Source organism: Armatimonadota bacterium (assembly GCA_022563855.1).
Lineage (GTDB): Bacteria > Armatimonadota > Fimbriimonadia > Fimbriimonadales > Fimbriimonadaceae > JADFMN01.
The window spans coordinates 105,866-122,818 of record JADFMN010000008.1 but is presented as its reverse complement, the minus strand read 5'-3'; the positions used below and the strand labels follow the sequence as shown (position 1 = coordinate 122,818).

General features: G+C 61.0%; 17 protein-coding genes. 10 read left to right on the top strand and 7 right to left on the bottom strand.

Going from position 1 to position 16,953, the window contains the following annotated elements; all coding sequences use genetic code 11:
• The first annotated feature begins 190 nt into the window (after positions 1–190).
• The 4 genes from IH944_10890 to IH944_10875 all read left to right on the top strand — a co-directional run bounded on the left by IH944_10890 (position 191) and on the right by IH944_10875 (position 3,113).
• A complete protein-coding gene (locus tag IH944_10890) occupies positions 191–523 on the top strand; it encodes a hypothetical protein (protein ID MCH7905055.1) in 333 nt (110 codons plus the stop codon).
• 73 nt (positions 524–596) lie between these two features.
• Positions 597–1,343 carry a YebC/PmpR family DNA-binding transcriptional regulator gene (locus IH944_10885; protein ID MCH7905054.1) on the top strand — a complete coding sequence of 249 codons (747 nt, stop codon included), beginning with the start codon at positions 597–599 and terminating at the stop codon, positions 1,341–1,343.
• An 88-nt stretch (positions 1,344–1,431) separates the two neighbouring features.
• Complete coding sequence (locus tag IH944_10880; GenBank protein MCH7905053.1) at positions 1,432–2,439, top strand: rhomboid family intramembrane serine protease; 1,008 nt, start codon at positions 1,432–1,434, stop codon at positions 2,437–2,439.
• Positions 2,436–3,113: a lysophospholipid acyltransferase family protein gene (locus IH944_10875; protein ID MCH7905052.1), complete on the top strand. Its 678-nt coding sequence runs from the start codon at positions 2,436–2,438 to the stop codon at positions 3,111–3,113. Before IH944_10880 ends, IH944_10875 begins: the two co-directional genes overlap by 4 nt.
• Before the next feature lie 17 nt (positions 3,114–3,130).
• Here IH944_10875 and IH944_10870 read toward each other — a convergent pair whose 3' ends face one another.
• The 7 genes from IH944_10870 to serC all read right to left on the bottom strand — a co-directional run bounded on the left by IH944_10870 (position 3,131) and on the right by serC (position 10,159).
• A complete protein-coding gene (locus IH944_10870) occupies positions 3,131–4,627 on the bottom strand; it encodes an HlyC/CorC family transporter (protein ID MCH7905051.1) in 1,497 nt (498 codons plus the stop codon).
• Entirely contained in the window at positions 4,624–5,334 is a 711-nt protein-coding gene (locus IH944_10865; GenBank protein ID MCH7905050.1) for a diacylglycerol kinase, read from the bottom strand. The genes IH944_10870 and IH944_10865 overlap by 4 nt, the downstream gene beginning before the upstream one ends.
• On the bottom strand, positions 5,335–5,760 hold the full coding sequence (gene ybeY / locus IH944_10860) for an rRNA maturation RNase YbeY (protein MCH7905049.1): 426 nt from the start codon (positions 5,758–5,760) through the stop codon (positions 5,335–5,337).
• A complete protein-coding gene (locus IH944_10855) occupies positions 5,750–7,243 on the bottom strand; it encodes an HDIG domain-containing protein (GenBank protein MCH7905048.1) in 1,494 nt (497 codons plus the stop codon). Before IH944_10855 ends, ybeY begins: the two co-directional genes overlap by 11 nt.
• Before the next feature lie 48 nt (positions 7,244–7,291).
• The gene (gene rpsU, locus IH944_10850) at positions 7,292–7,462 is read right to left on the bottom strand and encodes a 30S ribosomal protein S21 (GenBank protein MCH7905047.1); all 171 of its coding nucleotides are present in this window, start codon (positions 7,460–7,462) and stop codon (positions 7,292–7,294) included.
• A gap of 695 nt (positions 7,463–8,157) precedes the next feature.
• Positions 8,158–9,021: a ChaN family lipoprotein gene (locus tag IH944_10845; protein ID MCH7905046.1), complete on the bottom strand. Its 864-nt coding sequence runs from the start codon at positions 9,019–9,021 to the stop codon at positions 8,158–8,160.
• 43 nt (positions 9,022–9,064) lie between these two features.
• Positions 9,065–10,159 carry a 3-phosphoserine/phosphohydroxythreonine transaminase gene (serC, locus tag IH944_10840; GenBank protein MCH7905045.1) on the bottom strand — a complete coding sequence of 365 codons (1,095 nt, stop codon included), beginning with the start codon at positions 10,157–10,159 and terminating at the stop codon, positions 9,065–9,067.
• Positions 10,160–10,267: 108 nt separating this feature from the next.
• Here serC and IH944_10835 point away from each other — a divergent pair, with 108 nt between their 5' ends.
• The 6 genes from IH944_10835 (at position 10,268) to IH944_10810 (ending at position 16,952) form a co-directional block, all read left to right on the top strand.
• A complete protein-coding gene (locus IH944_10835) occupies positions 10,268–10,759 on the top strand; it encodes a hypothetical protein (protein MCH7905044.1) in 492 nt (163 codons plus the stop codon).
• A 66-nt stretch (positions 10,760–10,825) separates the two neighbouring features.
• The gene (locus IH944_10830) at positions 10,826–11,518 is read left to right on the top strand and encodes a hypothetical protein (protein ID MCH7905043.1); all 693 of its coding nucleotides are present in this window, start codon (positions 10,826–10,828) and stop codon (positions 11,516–11,518) included.
• A 34-nt stretch (positions 11,519–11,552) separates the two neighbouring features.
• Positions 11,553–13,583 carry a (Fe-S)-binding protein gene (locus IH944_10825; protein ID MCH7905042.1) on the top strand — a complete coding sequence of 677 codons (2,031 nt, stop codon included), beginning with the start codon at positions 11,553–11,555 and terminating at the stop codon, positions 13,581–13,583.
• Positions 13,580–13,918: a holo-ACP synthase gene (gene acpS / locus IH944_10820; protein ID MCH7905041.1), complete on the top strand. Its 339-nt coding sequence runs from the start codon at positions 13,580–13,582 to the stop codon at positions 13,916–13,918. The genes IH944_10825 and acpS overlap by 4 nt, the downstream gene beginning before the upstream one ends.
• A 40-nt stretch (positions 13,919–13,958) precedes the next feature.
• Positions 13,959–14,699: a methyltransferase domain-containing protein gene (locus IH944_10815; GenBank protein ID MCH7905040.1), complete on the top strand. Its 741-nt coding sequence runs from the start codon at positions 13,959–13,961 to the stop codon at positions 14,697–14,699.
• A 9-nt stretch (positions 14,700–14,708) separates the two neighbouring features.
• Entirely contained in the window at positions 14,709–16,952 is a 2,244-nt protein-coding gene (locus IH944_10810) for a hypothetical protein (GenBank protein MCH7905039.1), read from the top strand.
• Position 16,953: the final 1 nt, after the last annotated feature.

Genomic DNA, 16,953 nt, shown 5'->3' with positions numbered 1-16,953 from the left:
AGGGTGCCACGGTCTGTCCCGAAGGGCAGGCCGTGCGCGAGCGACGTGTGAGGGGCAACGCCAAATCCGAACCAATCCAAACCAACCCGAACCAATCCGAACCAACCCGAACCAATCCAAACTAATCCGAACTAATCGGAACGTCCGGACTCCCGAACTCCCGAACTCCCGACAGGTAAAATAATCGTCTATGGCGCGCTTCAAGGAAGGCAACCGGGTACGGGTGGTTTCGAGGCCCACGACCCCGGAAGAGTCCGCTGAGACCGGATACTACGATCACATGGCCGGCCTGACCGGTCGTATCGAGAATTTCTACAGCGACCAGGAGATCGCCGTCAGAGTCGATCTCGAATGCCTCCCCGACGTAGAGGGCAAGCTGCACCGCCGCGCCGCCAAGAGAATGCAGGACAAGTTCTTGGACTCGATCTCGGCAGAACAGCGAAAGCAACTGACGAACGAGGAGATCAGGTTCGTGCCGCATTATATGCTGCTCGTGCGTGGATCGGATTTGGAAAAGGTGTAGGTTCCTGGCCTAACGATCTGTGCGAACGCCGGTTGCAGACCGCCGTTGCATCGAATCTGCCAAAATAGCCCGTATGTCCGGCCATAGCAAGTGGTCAACCATCAAGCGGCAGAAAGGTCGAAAGGACGTCCTTCGCAGCAAGCTGTTCACTCGTTTGGCGAGAGAGATCATCGTAGCTGCAAAAATCGGCGGCGGCGATCCGAGCGGCAACGCCCGCCTGCGCGTCGCGATCGACAAAGCGAAGTCGGAGTCGCTGCCGAAGGAGAACATCGAGCGCGCGATCAAGAGAGGGACGGGCGAGATCGAGGGTGAGCACTACGAAGAGATCACCTACGAGTGCGTCGGGCCTGGCGGGGTCGGGATCATGATCGACTGCTTCAGCGAAAACCGCAACCGCACGGTCAGCGAAATCCGACACGCGCTGAGCCGAAACAACGGAAACCTGACCGAGAACGGCTCGGTCTCCTGGCAGTTCAAGCAAGTCGGCCAGATTCTCGTGAAGAAGGAAGGAGTCGACGAAGATTCGCTCATGCTCGCGGCGATCGACGGCGGAGCGGAAGACGTTATCACCGACGACGAGGAGTTCTTCGTCGTCGTAACTGCGGCCGATACGTTGCACAAGTGCAGCTCCCATCTCGCGGAGGCCGGTTTCACGATCGATGAGGCCAACCTGACCCGCATCGCGACGAACAAATCTGAGCCGACCGATGACGAACTGAGAAAAGTCGTGAGGCTGCTGGAGGCTCTCGAGGAGCTTGATGACGTAAAGGACACGCATGTAAACGCCGACATCCCGGAAGAGATTTACCAAGAGGCATGATCGCCCAGGAGTGTCCTAGCTGAGCTCGTCGCCTCGATTCCCGATTTTCTCAATTTCGCTGATCGCCATCAACATCGCGGTAGCGTTCTTGCAGCCGTTCTATCCGGGGTACATAGAGGCACTCGGATTCGACCCGTTTCATCCGACGCTGGTCACTGCCTTTGCATGCCTGTTCGTCCACCAGAACGTGCTGCACCTGCTCGGCAACATGGTCTTTCTTGCGGCCGTCGGCCCGATGGTCGAGGCGAAGACCGGTGCAATGAGGCTCTTCGCCGCCTTCATCGCAGGCGGCCTAGCGGGTGTCGGTGGGCACTGGCTGCTCGCTGTGGCAACCGGAGTCGGAAGCCCGCTGATCGGCGCCAGCGGGGCGATCGCGGGAGTCGTCGGATACTCGTCCGTCCGGTTCTTCAGCCGAAAGGTGCCGATCGCACCGCGAGTAAACGTCTCGGTAGCAGTCGTCGCAATCGTTTGGGTCGCGCTGCAAGCCCTGGGTGCCGTTTTCAATGTCGGCCAGACCGGAGGGCCGTCGTATTGGGCCCATCTATTCGGCTTTCTCGGCGGGCTGTTGATCGCGCTCATCATGCGCGCGCCGCACGAGGAGCGGCTCGAGCACGGACGAGAGGTGCTAGACGAAATGAGCAGCCGGAGCCCCGCCGCTGGATTGGCGGCTGCGAACAAGCACCTTGCAGAGCACCCGAACGACCTGAAGGCGATGTGGGATCGCGCCGACGCCTTGGGCAGCATGGATGACAAGGAGGGCGAGGTGGAGGCGGTAGTCGAACTATTGCGGGCAGCGCCCGCAGCAGAGCGGCCCGAGGTTATCCGCCGTCTTGCAGAGTGCGGCGGTCTTGGCCGAATCTCCTCGGTCGAAAGGATGAAGATGGCCGACGAGGCACAGATAGACCGCGCATTGAGGGAAGCGTTGCTCAGGAGCGTTGTGGAAGAGCACAAGGACGACCCTCAAAGGCCGCACGCTCTGCTCGCCATGGCGCAGCTCGATTCAGATGACGCCGATCGCTGGCTGAAGGAACTGAACGATCTGTACGGCTTGCACGACGCGGCTCAAGCAGCTCGCGACCAGGGGATGCTGCAGTGAAGCAGTTCTGGCGAAGCATCAGGCGGTACATCCTTCCCCCGATCGGCTATTTCCTCGCAAGGGCAGTGGGGGTGACGTTGAGGATTGAAGTTCGCGGAGCGGATCACTTCGACAAGGTATCAGGAGGAAAGATTCTGGCTGGCTGGCACGGAAGCACGTTCGTGGCGGCGAACTACTTCAAGGGTCAAGGGGTTTGGACGATCATCAGCAAGTCTCGCGACGGAGACATGCAGGACAAGATCTTTCGCCGGTTCGGCTTTAAGACGGTTCGCGGGTCGTCAGGCAAAGGCGGGGCAAGAGCCGTCGTCGAATCGATTCGCGTTCTAAAGAGCGGTGAGACGATGGCGTTCACCCCGGACGGCCCGCGGGGCCCGAAGGGAGTTGTTCAGCCAGGAATCATGCTGATGGCAAAGAGGTCCGGCGCTGCCCTTGTCCCCGTTGGCATCTCGGCTGATCGCCGGTGGCTTGCGCCGACCTGGGATTCGTACATGGTCCCAAAGCCCTTCGCAAGGTGCGTCATTCAGTTTGGAGAGCCGATCTACGTGCCGAGATCGGGGAACGACCATGAGGTGGAGCAGTTGCGCCTGAAGCTGGAAGCCGACATTTGCCGAAATCAGGCTGAGGCCGAGGCCAGTATGGGGCATGGCAAGCCTGAGGCTGGCGACGACGCCTAAGCGCCGGATTCGCTCGGTTACCGTTCAGCCGACGACCGGTCGGAGACGGTCCGGATCGAGAGCCTCAGTATCCGCTTCTTGTCGGATTCGGTAACCGTGAACTCATAGCCGCCTGACGCCACTGTATCCCCAACCTTCGGCAGGCGACCGAACAGCCCAAATACGTACCCGCCAATGGTGTCAAATTCCTCGCTTTCGAACTCGGAGCCGACCGCCTCGTTTACGTTGTCCAGCTCCACCATGCCGTCGGAAGAGAACCCGCCCTCGTGGGCGACGATTTGCGGCAGGTCCTCGTCGTACTCGTCGACGATCTCACCCATCACCTCCTCCACGATATCTTCAATCGTGACGATGCCAGCCGTGCCGCTGTGCTCGTCTTGCACGATCACCATTTGCGTCTTTCCTTGCCGCATCTCTTGCAGCAGATCGTGGAGGCTCTTGCTCTCAGGCACGAAGACGGGCGGGCGCATCAACTCTCTGACAGGCGTCTCACTCCTGCCGTGTACGATCGCGCTCAGAACGTCCTTGGCGTGGATCACGCCGAGAATCACGTCGTCGGTACCGTCGTACACGGGTATTCGCGAGTGGCCGGTCTCTTCTACCAGCTTGGCGATGTCTGTAAGGTTGGCCTCGACGGGAGCCGTCTTCAGATCTACGCGCGGCGTCATGACTTCGCGCACGGTCGTGTCTCCGAACTCGAAGACGGACGCAACCATTTCGCGCTCCTCTTCCTCAATCTCGCCGCTCTCCTCCGCTTCCTCCAGCAAGTCCTTGATTTCGTGTTCTGTCGGGTTGGCAACGGCGAACGTAGCGATGGCTCCAAACCGTTTGGTGAACAGTCCGCCGAGCACGACCGCAGCCCGAATCGGAATCGAGAACAGGTTGTTGAAAACGCACACAACCCGGTACAGCCTTAGCGAAGTTGAAATCGGATGCGCGACAGCGTAGCTCTTTGGAACCAGCTCGCCGAACACTACGTTGACGGCGGCGACTGGGAGGAGCAGCACGAGCAAAGTCAGAACCAAGACGAGCGGAGCCCGAGCGCTCTCACCTTCGGCGATCCACCGGTTCAGGTCGCTCCCTTCACTGGCCAGCCAGCCGACAACACCTTGGCTCGGAACGACCGTCAGTGCAACCATCCACGCGCGCATCGTCAACGAGCCCAAGAAGCACGCTGCGACGAACGTGGGCTTTCTGTCGATCAGGTCGAGCAGCGTCTTGCGATCTTCGGTCGAGTCGTCGCTGATCGCTCTCGCATGGGACGGCCTCAAGAGATCGATCGCTGTGTTTCCGGCTACGAATACGCCGTTCAGAGCGATTGTAAGCAACAGCAATGCCGAGATGCCAAGCCCCGTGCCAACGGAGACCTCGGCTGCTGCAATGAAGCTGGCAGCGGCCGCAAGACCGACCGTGGTCGGCGCCAGCCCGGCGATGATCGCGCCCCGATTCTCCCTGTTCGCGATACGTCGCCTTAGACGTTTAGGAGGGATTTCCATGTCAGCGTTGCGCGTCACTTTGGCATCACTCCGAATAGTAGTACGCCGAGGATGATCCCCACGGTTGCACCGAGCGTCAGTTCGAATACGGAGTGGAACTTCGCCTCCCACCGGCTTTGCGCTACGAGAGACGCCAGCCCGAGGCCGATCGCGGTGACTAGAATGTTGTCTGTCAGGAAGAACATCGCGGTCGCAAAGAAGAACCCGATGGCGGCGTGGCCGCTAACAATGCCTCCTCTGAGGATCTGCCCGTGCTTCCCAAGCCCCTTGCCAACGACCACGACCAGCAACACGATGACCGCACCCATGATGAGCCGTACGATTACTGGCGTTCCCAAGTCGTGGGACGTCAAACTGATGCGGATTCGCTCCCACTGGACATCGCCTACCGCGATCAGCGTTCCCACGACGATGGCCATGATCGTGGTAATCAACACGGCGCCCGCAGAGATGTCCTTGGCAAACTTGGCCAGTGGGTGATAGTTGGGAGAAACGAGATCGATGACAGCCTCGATCGCACTGTTGAACATCTCCGCGACCAAGACGAACGTGATCATGAACATCAACACGAGGATTTCGCGAACGTGCAGGTCCAGCAGCAGCGCCCCGAGCACGACGGTCATCGTGATGTAGAGGTGCACACGCATATGCCGCTGGGTGCGGAACGTATGGATGATTCCGTGGAACGCGGCTCGGAACGGGCTGACGTCTCCCTTAGATGCCACCTACGCGCTCCCTCCGTGCGGCAGCGAAGACCACTCCGAGTCGGTCGGGAGGCCAACCTTGTTGGCGATCTCGTTCATCCGCGCCAGCATATCCGCTCGCTCTTCGTCGGTGGAGTCATCGAATCCGAGCAGGTGCATACCGCCGTGAATCGCGAGCATCGCGATTTCGCACTCGCAGTCGACTCCGCGCTGGAGAGCGCCCGCCTCGGCAAATTCGATTGATATCGCAATGTCGCCGAGCTGTCCTGATACCGCGTGAGGAGCAGGGAAAGAGAGAACGTCGGTCGTCTCGTCGAGGTTCCGGAAGCTGCGGTTCAGGCGTTGCAGCTCGTCATCGCTTGTGATCAGCACGGATACTTCCGAAGCTTGCACATCGTATTCGGTCAAGAGCGTCAGCATCGCGTCACGTATGGGCTCAAGCTTCAATTGCCTTGATGATTCGTTCTTGATCGATATCCGATTCTTCTTCGCCGGGCTCGTCACTGTCCTGCCCAGGATACGCGATTCTCTCATGCCTCAGCGCGCCGAGCGCACGGTTGAACGATTCAGTGATCGTTCGCAGCTCTTGAAACGATAGGTCGGACTCATCGAGTTGACCGTCCGCTCGGCTCGCGTCGATGAGGCTGTTCACGACTTTCTCAAGCTGCGCCCTTCCTCGTACGGCGCGGCTGGCTGCCTCGACCATGTCAGCCAGGTGCAGAATCGCTGCTTCCTTCGTGCGCGGCTTTGGCCCGTCGTATCGAAAGTTCTCTTCCAGCACAGCCTCGCCGTCGCTCTGCTCGACCGCTCGATGATAAAAGTACGAAATCAGGCTCGTGCCGTGGTGCTGCTGGATGCCTTCGATGATGCTGCTCGGGAGCTTCGCCTTTCTCGCCATTTCAACTCCGTCCGATACGTGCGCGGAGATCACTTTGGCGCTCAGCGTCGGCGCCATTTCGTCGTGGACGTTTTCGTCGCCTTGGTTTTCGACAAAATAGCTTGGCCGGGTGAGCTTGCCGATATCGTGGTAGTACGCCATCGCCCGGCAGAGAATCGCATTTGCGCCGATCTCCCTTGCGGCCGTCTCTGCCAGGTTGCCGACTCCGACAGAGTGGGCGTACGTTCCTGGGGCTTTGAGGTTGAGCTCTCGGATGAGGTGGTTTTCAGGGCTGCAAAGCTCCAGCAGGGTCCAGTCCGAGACGATGCCGAATGCCCGCTCGAGAAGTGCGACGCCGAACCAGAACACGCTGAGCGCGATAATCGCCGCAAGCGCGGCCCAGCCAAGGGTCAGGATGGTGCTGGCCAGACCGCCGGCTATGGCTACGGCTGCGACGCCGCCGAGGATGATGTGGGCCACGATCTGTACTGAGAGCGCCCGGAACAGATCGCTGCGTCGCTTGAGGGGGCTGACCGTGTGCGCGCCGACGGCGCCGGCGAACCACGTCATAGCCAGCAGTTCAGGGGCGAGTGCGCCAAACGATCCCAGTAGCACCACGGTTACCGTTACTCCGATCAGGCTCGCGGCAGCGCCGAGAAGCGCCGAACTGAGCATGGCTTGCGCGGCGATCGGCGCGAGCAGGAGGAGGCTTTGCGGGCCGAACTCCTGGCCTCGGAGCTGGAGAACGAGCTGGACGCCGAGCAATCCGATCATGCCCGTCGTCCAGAGCAGGCGTTCTGCGACGCGCGGAGTCACGGCTCGAGGCGGCGCTTGGCGAAGGTGAAACCGGATCAGCAGGCCAGCGAGCAGGCTGGCGCCAATAGCCCCGGCGACTTTGAGCATGTCGTCCGGCCAGACGAGATGCATCGCCAAGACGAGCCCCATGAGAACGGCGCCCAGGCCGCGAGAAAAGACTCGGTACAGCTGCCACCGGTACCTCTTGGGGTCCAAGCGGTCGAATTGCCAAAGGCTGCGGAGTTTGAAGTCTGCCATGGGTGACCCGCGCTGTTCCCCTACAGGCGAGCCCAAGAGGGTGCGGATCTACGTTCGGTGCAGGCGTCGGCGCTGCCGCCGCCGTCTCTTGACGCTCGGCTTCTCGTAGTACGTATGCTCCTTGACCTCACGAAGCAGCCCGCTCTGCTGCAGCTTCATGTTGAAGCGCTTCAGGGCCTGGTCAATGGATTCGTTTTGGCCAACTGTGATCTGAATCAAACGGCATCGCCTCCAGAGTGCAATGATACCAAATTCAGCCCCGATCTTGAGGTCTGATGGCCGCTTTGCCACGCCGAAACTCCAAGAACACGCTGCCTAGCCCGCGCACACCCCTTCTGTAGGTTCTTTTGAACCTAATCCTGGCCCGGGAACTGTCGCCATGCCTCAGGACGCGCAATCTACAGGCTTTATGAACCGCAACGACACGTCCTGAGGCTGCTACGGCAGGCTCGCGGTGAGAGCCTCAGGACGTAACCCCCTGTAGACCAAGTCGCGTGATCGCCGCGTCCTGAGGCATGGCAAACTCCGGCGTTGGGTGGCATGGTTGTGCCAATGATCGTGTGGCACAGCCATGATTGCCATCTACAGACTATCGTCAATTCTCAAGGGCCGAGCGGCACTGACTGATAATTCGGATTGATGGCACGATTCCGACGTATACTGTCAGTGGAGTCTTGGCTAGGCGGGCAGTAAATGAACCTGGAGGCAAGGAATCAATCAGTCGTTTGGCAGGCAGTAGATCATGGCTGCCCAGCACGTTCATCCGGACAACCATGCCACCCGTCGCCTAGTAGTTGCCTAGTAGTCGCCTTGGGCCAGCTCAGCGGCGACGACCAGGCGACCATCAGGCGACAGCGAAGCGGACGACGGCGAAGCGGGTGACGCCTCCTGAGAGAAGCGGACGACGTCCCTCGCTACTCAGCTTCGGAGACGAATACGAAATCTGCCAGGCCTCGGCTGACGGATCGGGTTTCGGAAGCCGTGATGCAGGTGATGTTCAGCGATTCCGCGCCGGATCTAAGCTTGATCCTGTAGTTGATGCCCCGGTCGTACATCATGTGGCCCGAGCCAGCGACTACAACCATCACGGCGTTCCTGTTGTGCCTTGTGTCCATGTAGTCTATGGCGCTGCGGGCCATCCCCTCGTCCCAGGTGACCATAGCCGCGTATATATTCTCGCCCTGCGTGCCTGTGACCGGGTGGCCGCCCATCATCGAGGCGAAGATCGCCCGGTGGGTCTCGTCTTCCAGGAACAGGTCGGGCACCCATTCGCGCTGCTCGCTGTTCAGCGCTCCCGGCCCCTCTCGGCCGACCGAGCGCACCCATTCGCGGGGGACGTTCAGCGCGACCATCGGCAGACGATGGATCCGGATCGCGTCGAAGATCGGCGCGTACAGCTTGTAGTCGAATCCCCACTGAGTTTCCCAGCCGGACTTCTCGATGAACTGATCTTGCGACCAGTACCCGACGGACCAGGGCGCGAGGTTGCGCTGATTGTCCCGCGTGAACATCTCGAAACCGACGATCACATCCCGGCCACGCTTCAGAAGCGCGTCGATGATGGCGGTCTGTGCCAGATGGTGGGCAAGCTGGTCGTGGCTCTCGCCGACGAACACGTACTGCAGCCCGTCGGCGGCTGCGGCGATGTCATCGGGAGTCGCTGCTTGGCCAGTAGCCGTCCGAGTGTAGCCCGACCGGACTTCCACAGTCCCAGGGGCACCGATGTCGAGGGTGTACGGGTCGTCTTGAAGAACGGCGGCGGCCAGTAGAGCGATCACGATGAGTAGTTTCGACCATTCTTTGAGGGCGTGTCAAGGCGGCCTAGCCGTGTCGCTGCCGAAAATCAGCCATGAACGCGGTCAGCGCATCGACGCCCTCAGGCGGAAACGCGTTGTAGATGCTGGCTCGGCAGCCGCCGACCGAGCGGTGCCCTTTCATCTCGACAAACCCGTGGTCGGCCGCTTCGGCGAGGAATCCATCCGTTAGGTCAGCATCGGTCAGCACAAAAGGAACGTTCATTCGAGAGCGCGACTGCTTGACCGCGTGGCCCCGATAGAAGCCGTCCGAGCCGTCGATCGCCGAGTACAGCACCGACGCCTTCGTTTCATTCCTCTTCTCGACAGCCTCGATCCCCCCGTGGTCGAGCCAGTGGCGGTATACGAGGCCGCAGATGTAGATCGCCCAGCAGGGCGGCGTGTTGTGCATGTATCCGCTTTCGACCTGCTCGCGGTAGCTGAACATAGGCGGCAGGTCGGTGTTCATCCGCTCCAGCAGCTCGTCTTTCAGGATCACGATCGTGACCCCGGCGGGGCCGCAGTTCTTCTGCGCGCCTGCGTAGATGAGGTCGTACTTGGACACGTCCATCTTGCGGCTGATGATGTTCGACGACATGTCGCACACGACGGTCCCTTCGATTTCAGGATCGCTGAGGTAGTCGACCCCCTGAATCGTCTCGTTCAGCGTCAGGTGAAAATACGATTCGTTCGTCGGTCGATCGAGGCTTGCGAGGTCCGGCGTGCGGTCGTACTTGGTCTCCGCGCCGTCGAACGCCGTGCTGACGTCTGCAACCATCTTTGCCGCCGAGACCGCCTTCTTCCCCCACGCGCCCGTCACCGCGTACGTCGCGGTCTCGCCCCCGCGCATCAGGTTCATCGGCACGAGCGAGAACTGTTGGCTCGCTCCCCCCTGCAAGAAGAGGATGCGATAGCCCGCCGGAATCGACATTAGCTCTCGAAGGTCCGACTCTGCCCGCTCGGCGATCCCGCGAAACCACTTTCCCCGGTGGCTCATCTCCATCACGCCCATGCCGGAGCCCTGCCAGTTGAGCATGTCGTCGCGGGCCTGCTCCATCACCTCGACAGGTAAGACACCTGGTCCGGCTGAGAAGTTGAACACACGCTCGTACGACTGTGGCATGAGCCCATTTTAACTTGTGCGGTTCCGAGATTCTCCGAGTACCTAAGCGAATTCAGGCGATCCAGGCCCGCGAACTGCCAAACTCTATCGGTCCGTCTCTTAGGTCAAATGCGATCGACTTTACTAACCGTCGCCGTTGCTTGTCTCGCCCTGGTCGGGTGCGGTTCGTCACGGCCAGCGAGTTCACCCGCCGACGAGGGCGAGGCCGTCGCCTTCGTCGGCTCGTACGACGGCGTGCGCGTTGTCGCCGAGGGCGCCCAGGAGCCGTTACTGCCACCCTCGATTACTGAGGTCGCTGGCCTAGCCAGCTTGTCGTTGGCCGCTGATATGAGCTTTGAGATGAAGCACGGGGGGCTGGCGGTCGAGGGGCGGTGGTCAGTGCGCGACAGGGTAGCCAGGTTGGAGCCAATGCTCGTCATGGGCGAGACGAAGCTACAGATCGAGCAGGACGAGGAACTCAGCGAAGAGGCGATGGCCGGGATGCTCGAAGTGTTTGAAACTGAGTGGAGATTTCAGATCGAGGAAGACGGCACGTTGCGGATGCTGGACTCACAAGGCATCGCTGGGTTCTATGAGTTCAAGCCGCAAGGTCGGCGGTAACTGAAGTTTTCCACACGTTTTCAAGAGAACTGTCGTACCCTGTTACTTGTAACAGGAACGGTGGTCATGGACTCCAGGGGCTTGATTTCGCTGAGCTACGACGGCTCTCTCCCGTGTCACACGGACGTTGTGATGCGGCATTTGAGCAGTCGTGGGCTCCGCGCGACGTTCTACGTCGAGCCGGCGCTGATGCTAGAGTCCATTTCCGACTGGCAGGCGGCGAGCGCCGCAGGGCACGAGGTAGGGAACGGATGCCTGCATTCGATTGCGGCGACCGACGGCTCGATCTCGTCGTGGTTCGTCGGCTCGCTTGCAGAGGAGGTCCAGGAGGCCAAGGAGTTGATCGAAGAGGCTTTTCCTGGGCAAGCCGAGCACAGCTTTGGCTACCCGTGGGGCCAGCCGGTGCCAGGTCACGAAGGTTATGCGCCCGCCATCAGTCGGAGCTACTCGGTCGCGCGATCGGGCGTGGCCGGTTTCAACGAGCCGGGCGCTGTCAATCGGCAGCAGATCAGGTGCATTCCGTGCGACGGCATGAGTGCAGAAGAGATGACGGAGTACGCCATGGCAGCTCGCACCCGCGAATGCTGGGCCGTGTTCTCATTCGAAGGGCTCGGAGTTGGCCGGAGAACGGTGGACGTCGAGCAGCACGCCAGGTTCTGCGACTGGCTCGCTTCGGCGAACGACATCAAGGTTGCGCCGGTCGTCGAGCACGCTGCGTCTCTAGAGCCCAGCATGCCTGGGACCGCGCACTTGCGGTAGCAATCCGTCGCGGCGTACCGTACACTGATCCCTCGTGGAGCCGACTCGCGACGAATTCCTGCACATGCCGTGGCCGTGGGTCAAGCCGCTCTTTTACATTCTGACTTTCGGCAGCTTGGCGATCTGCGTCTACCGGTTCTGGCGCCAGTCCTCGTTTTGGAAGCAAGGAGCAGAGTCGCCAGCCGGCAAGGACTGGCTCGCGAACGTACTGAAGCACGTCATCGGGCAGAAGAAGGTCCAGGGCAGCAGGCCGAAGAGCGGCGCTCCGATGCACCTCTTGATGTTCTGGGGGTTCCTGGCATTGCTTCTCGCGACGACGCTGTTGGCTATCGCAACGTACGCACCTCTTATCGGCGTCGCCAACTTTCACGAAGGGCTGTACTTCTTGATCTTTGAGACGACGTTCGACCTGCTCGGGCTTGCGTTCGTGGTCGGCGTCGTCTGGGCGATTTCGCGGCGGCTCAAAATCTTGAGCAAGGACGGACCGTTGAACAGTGTGCTCAGCTTCGAGCGGCAAGACTGGGAGGGGCTTGTTATCCTATTGATGCTCGGCGTGACCGGCTTCTTGGTGGAAGCCGCTCGCATAGCCACAGCCCCGCAGCCTGCGGACGCCTTTTCGGTCGTGGGGTACGGGCTCTCCTTCCTGATGCCTACGCTGAAACCGATTGGCTATGTGGCGATCTGGTGGTTCCACATGGCCTGGGTTTGGGCGTTCTTTATCCGCCTGCCCGATATGCGATTGCGGCACATGGTCACGGTGACGATGGCGACGGCTCGCATGAGCGACAAAACGCCGGGCCGGCTCGAACCTGTAACGGTGGAACAGGTCGAGGCGACTGGGAAAGTTGGCGCGGCGGTCGCGTCTGACTACTCCCAGTGGCATCTCCTTTCGATCGACGCTTGCATGTCCTGCGGCCGGTGTACGGAGGTGTGTCCAGCTCATGCCGTCGGCAAAATACTGGATCCCAAGCAGGTCGTTGCGGACATTCACAGGGCTGCGGTGAACGGTGAGCCGATCGCGGACGCCGTGTCCGCAGAGGCGCTTTGGGACTGCACGACGTGTTACGCGTGCGAGGAGGTCTGCCCGGCGCACATACCGCACGTCGAGATGATCGTCGATGCTCGGCGTCACTTGGTCGCAGAGGGCGCGCTGGCCGGATCAGCGGGGGTCATGCTGCGTCAGGTCGCGAGCGCAGGCCATGCGTGGGGCCAGGACACCTCGACGCGAGAGGGGTGGATGAAGGGGCTCGACGTGCCGCTTTGCAGGGACGGCAAGCCGTTCGAGTACCTGTTCTGGGTCGGCTGTGCGGGCGCTACCGATCCAGGCGCGATCAAGACGACTCGCGCGGTAGTCGAGTTGCTCCAGCGCGCCGGAGTCAGCTTCGCCTGCCTCGGCAAGGAGGAGTCGTGTACCGGCGATCCGGCCAGGCGCACCGGCGATGAGTTCGTGTTTCAGGAGCAGGTCTCGAAGAACAAGACGTTCTTTGAGAAGTACGCCGTGACGAAGATCGTCACGGCATGCCCACACTGCTTGAACACGCTGCGCAACGAGTACCCGGATTTCATGGCGCGAGTAGAAGTGTTCCATCACTCTGAGATTCTCGCGGAGTTGGTCGAGCGCGGCGATCTTTCGCCTGTGAACTCACCGGACGGTCAGACGACGCTGCACGATCCGTGCTACTTGGCGCGGGTCAACGGCCAAGTAGACGCGCCGCGAGCGATCTTCGGCGACGAGACTCACTTCAACACGGACAAGTCGGCGATCGTGCACGCTCTGGAGAAGCAGTCTGACGGTCCAAGGTCGCTGGTCGAGCCAGAGCACTTCGGCGTCAAGACTAGGTGCTGCGGAGCGGGCGGAGGCCGCATGTGGATGGACGAGGGCCAGGAAAAACGCCCAAGCTCCAAGCGGGTTCGGGAGCTTCTGCAGACCGGCGCTGAGCAGATCGCAGTCGCGTGTCCGTTCTGCCGCATCATGCTGGAGCCAGAGGTTCAACAGCAGACAGACGGGCAGGTGCGAATCGTCGATCTGGCCGTGCTGCTGCAGGAGTCGAATCAAGACTCATGATCAGGGCCGTCGGCGTCGATATAGTCGAAATCGGTCGCATTGAGCGAGCGATGCGCAAGCCACGCTTCGTCGAGCGCATTTTCACCGAGCGGGAGCGGAAGTTCCTGAACTCCCCGAAAGCCGTCGCCGGTCGGTGGGCTTGCAAGGAGGCCGTGGCCAAGTGCCTTCCGAAACGCATCAGGTGGCACGAAGTCGAGGTGCTGACAGGCGAGCGCGGCGAACCGATCGTGCACTTCGCTGGACTGGAAGCGATCGTGTCTGGCGGCAGATTCCACGTCTCGATCTCCCACGAGCGCAGCCACGCCGTGGCCGTCGCGGTTCTTGAGGTCGATTGATTTTGCGTGGGGCCAAAGCTAAGATTCAGGAGACTGGCGAATGAACTCTAGCTTCGACGCGCTCGCACCGCTCTACGATCGCCTGATGTCGAACGTGCCGTACATCTCGTGGCTGAGTTACTACCGACTGCTGCTGGCGAAGCACGAGCTGCAGCCACAGTCGTTCCTTGACGTTTGCTGCGGCACAGGAACGTTGGCGGAGAAGCTGGCCGCAGACGGATTTGCGGTCACCGGGTTCGACGTGAGCGAGCCGATGATCCGCGAAGCCAAACGGAAGATCGCTGCTTCAGGGTTCAACGTTGATTACGTTGTGGCTGATGCGGCGAGTCTAGACCTGGGAAGGAAGTTCGACGCGGCGTACTCGTTCTTCGACAGCCTGAACTACATCACCGAACACGAGCAGCTGCGGCGCGCGATCAAGCGGGTTGCCGAACACCTTGAGCCGGGCGGTTCCTTCATCTTCGACGTCAACACCGCTTACGCGTTTGAGAAGCGCATGTTCGATCAAGAGGATCTCAGAAAGCAGACGGAGCCGAAGTACAGTTGGAAGGGGGCGTACGATCCGGAATCTCGCTTGATCCAAATCCACATGAAGTTCTGGGATGGCGAGGACGCCATCAGCGTGGATCATGTTCAACGCGCGTACTCCGACGACGAGTTGCGCGCGTACTTGAGAGAAGCCGGGTTTTTCGACGTGAGTGTGTTCGACAGTTACACGTTGAACCCAGCTAGAGAAAGGAGCGACCGACTGCACTACGTTGCGACGTTGCAGAGCGGCTAAACTGGCAGAATGACTTTCGCGCTAGTCGCGGTGGCGTTGATCGCGCAGAGCGGAGTTGACCACACGTTCGCCGTGGATACGTTCATCGACCGGCAGCGGCCGGACGGCAACTTCGGTCGAGATCCGACGCTGCTGGCGGGGAATGGACGCGTCATCCTGCTGCGATTTCCAGAGTTGAACGTCTCCGGGCGCTTGGGCGTCGCAAGCGCAACGGTGAGCTTGACGTTCGTTCAGACGGCTGATGTACGGCTCAAACGGGTGTCGATCATCAGGCACCCGTGGGGCGAAGGCGGCGGCTACCAGGTGGACTACCAGCCGAACTCCAAGGCGAAGGAAGGAGAGGCCACGTGGCGGTCGGCGCAAGCCGACCGAGTTCGATGGGACGACGCCGGCGCGGGCTCGCAGACCGACGCGCGTGACATCGAAGGAGCGTTTGCGCAGTCGAACGACAGCCACCTGTTGATCGGCGGGATAGAGGCAGCCGTGCAGGAGATGATCTCCGACCCGGCACACAGCTTCGGTCTACGGATCGAGCTCGACGGTGCCGCGAACTTTTGGAGCTCGGAAACGCGGCGTTTGGCGCCGAAACTGACGGTCGTGTACGGCGATGCACCGGCGGGCGAGGTAGATATCGCCGTCAGTTACGTCGAGCCGCGCGGTTTCGACGGTAAGGCATGGCCTGCGGACGGCGCTGAATTGACGTGGATAGCTCGGGTAGTCAACAACGGAAAAGTCCCGGCCACCGTATCGCCAGCTTGGTACTTCATGGATCAAGAAGTTGGCCGGCAATCGCAGAGCGCGACGATCCAGCCGGGGGAAGCTTCCGATTTTGAAATCCAACTCCGTTGGCAGTCTAATCACGCCGATCACAGTGCGCTGCCGATCAGGTTTGCGGCAAAAACCGACAAGCAGGACTCGAACCCTGTCGACAACTCGCTGGTCGTACACATGAACGCGCTGCCGATCTACGTTATGCCGGAGTCGTCCGTAGCCACTCAGGCCGCAGTCCGCTGGCTGAACGAAGTGGTCTTCCCGCAGAGCAAAGGCGCCGCTGCGCAAACGGGGTGTTTGGAAAGGGTGAGGCTGGTCTCTACTCAGCAAGCGAGTGCCGGCGCGATCGGCCGCGCTGACACGTCAACCCCCGCCGTTGCTAGAGCGATCATTGCGGCGATGACCCAGCTGCCGTCGATGTTTTCTAAGCCGTTCGAGGGCGTACCGTACTCCTTCGCGGGTGAGACCGTTCCGAGCCCGTTTCAGTTGGAGGCATCTGGGGCTGTCTGGGATACGCGCGACGACGGTTACTGGCTGCAAGGCTTTGCATTGCCCGACCCAACCGGCCCGAGCCGGTACGGAGCTAGCGGCGAGTTGCCAGTACGGCAGCTTCTGAGCAAGACCGAAGTCAGAATCTTGAACGCGAATCTCGGCAAGTTGCAAGGCAGGACAGTGCCGACGGACCAGGTTTCGTCGAGCGTGATGATCCGTGTTTACGGCCCGGACGGTATCGTGATTCCGAGCGCGGAGGTCTCCGCTTATCAGACGCGCCGAGGCGTTTTGCAGAACGACCCGACGTTCGTCGGCGCAACGAACGCGACCGGTTCCGTGTTCCTGTCGCCGAAGCCGTCGGAAACGAGAGCCAACCCGTTTGGAGACATAGAGGCGGATGGTTCAAATTCCTGGATGCTGTTGCGGTTTTCTGCGAACGGTGTCACGAAGTCTCGTTGGCTGCCGGTTTGGGCGCTCATCGACGAGTACGCGCGCGGGAATAAGGCCATCGCTCTCATCGAGTACCGCATCCAGCTTCCTTCGGGGGCGCTCGACTACAGCAAGGACCTCGCCTTGAATCGCATTGTCACCGACTCGGCAGGGCGCTTCCCGGCGCAGCTCAATGCGCTCGTCGATGGGAACGCGGCCACGGCACTTGAGCTCGAAGAGCTAGAGGACGGGTATTGGATTGAAATCGACCTCGGGCGGGACCGTCTCTTGGGCGAAATCTCCCTGGTCTTCGACGGTGACCCGTGGGCCGAGTTTCGGATCGAGACGTACAAGACCGCGCAGTCTCCGGGCTCTGCCGCCGTATGGGCCGTAGAGACGAACGGGCTGACGGTAGCCGCAACCTTGCGGCGCGACGAGGGCGGGCGCGTGAGGCTACGGTACACGGCGACCAGCGTCAGGTCGCGCTACGTGCGGGTGATACCGCTCAGCAGGGAGCCTGTCAAACTGGTCGGCGTTCACGTCACGCCCGTTCGCGGATGAG

Excerpts from the sequence above, each read along its gene's own strand:
- IH944_10835 (MCH7905044.1), top strand. The coding sequence starts at position 10,268 with ATGCGATCGACTTTACTAACCGTCGCCGTTGCTTGTCTCGCCCTGGTC.
- IH944_10890 (MCH7905055.1), top strand. The coding sequence starts at position 191 with ATGGCGCGCTTCAAGGAAGGCAACCGGGTACGGGTGGTTTCGAGGCCC.
- IH944_10810 (MCH7905039.1), top strand. The coding sequence starts at position 14,709 with ATGACTTTCGCGCTAGTCGCGGTGGCGTTGATCGCGCAGAGCGGAGTT.
- IH944_10855 (MCH7905048.1), bottom strand. The coding sequence starts at position 7,243 with ATGGCAGACTTCAAACTCCGCAGCCTTTGGCAATTCGACCGCTTGGAC.
- acpS (MCH7905041.1), top strand. The coding sequence starts at position 13,580 with ATGATCAGGGCCGTCGGCGTCGATATAGTCGAAATCGGTCGCATTGAG.
- serC (MCH7905045.1), bottom strand. The coding sequence starts at position 10,159 with ATGCCACAGTCGTACGAGCGTGTGTTCAACTTCTCAGCCGGACCAGGT.
- IH944_10830 (MCH7905043.1), top strand. The coding sequence starts at position 10,826 with ATGGACTCCAGGGGCTTGATTTCGCTGAGCTACGACGGCTCTCTCCCG.
- IH944_10885 (MCH7905054.1), top strand. The coding sequence starts at position 597 with ATGTCCGGCCATAGCAAGTGGTCAACCATCAAGCGGCAGAAAGGTCGA.
- IH944_10815 (MCH7905040.1), top strand. The coding sequence starts at position 13,959 with ATGAACTCTAGCTTCGACGCGCTCGCACCGCTCTACGATCGCCTGATG.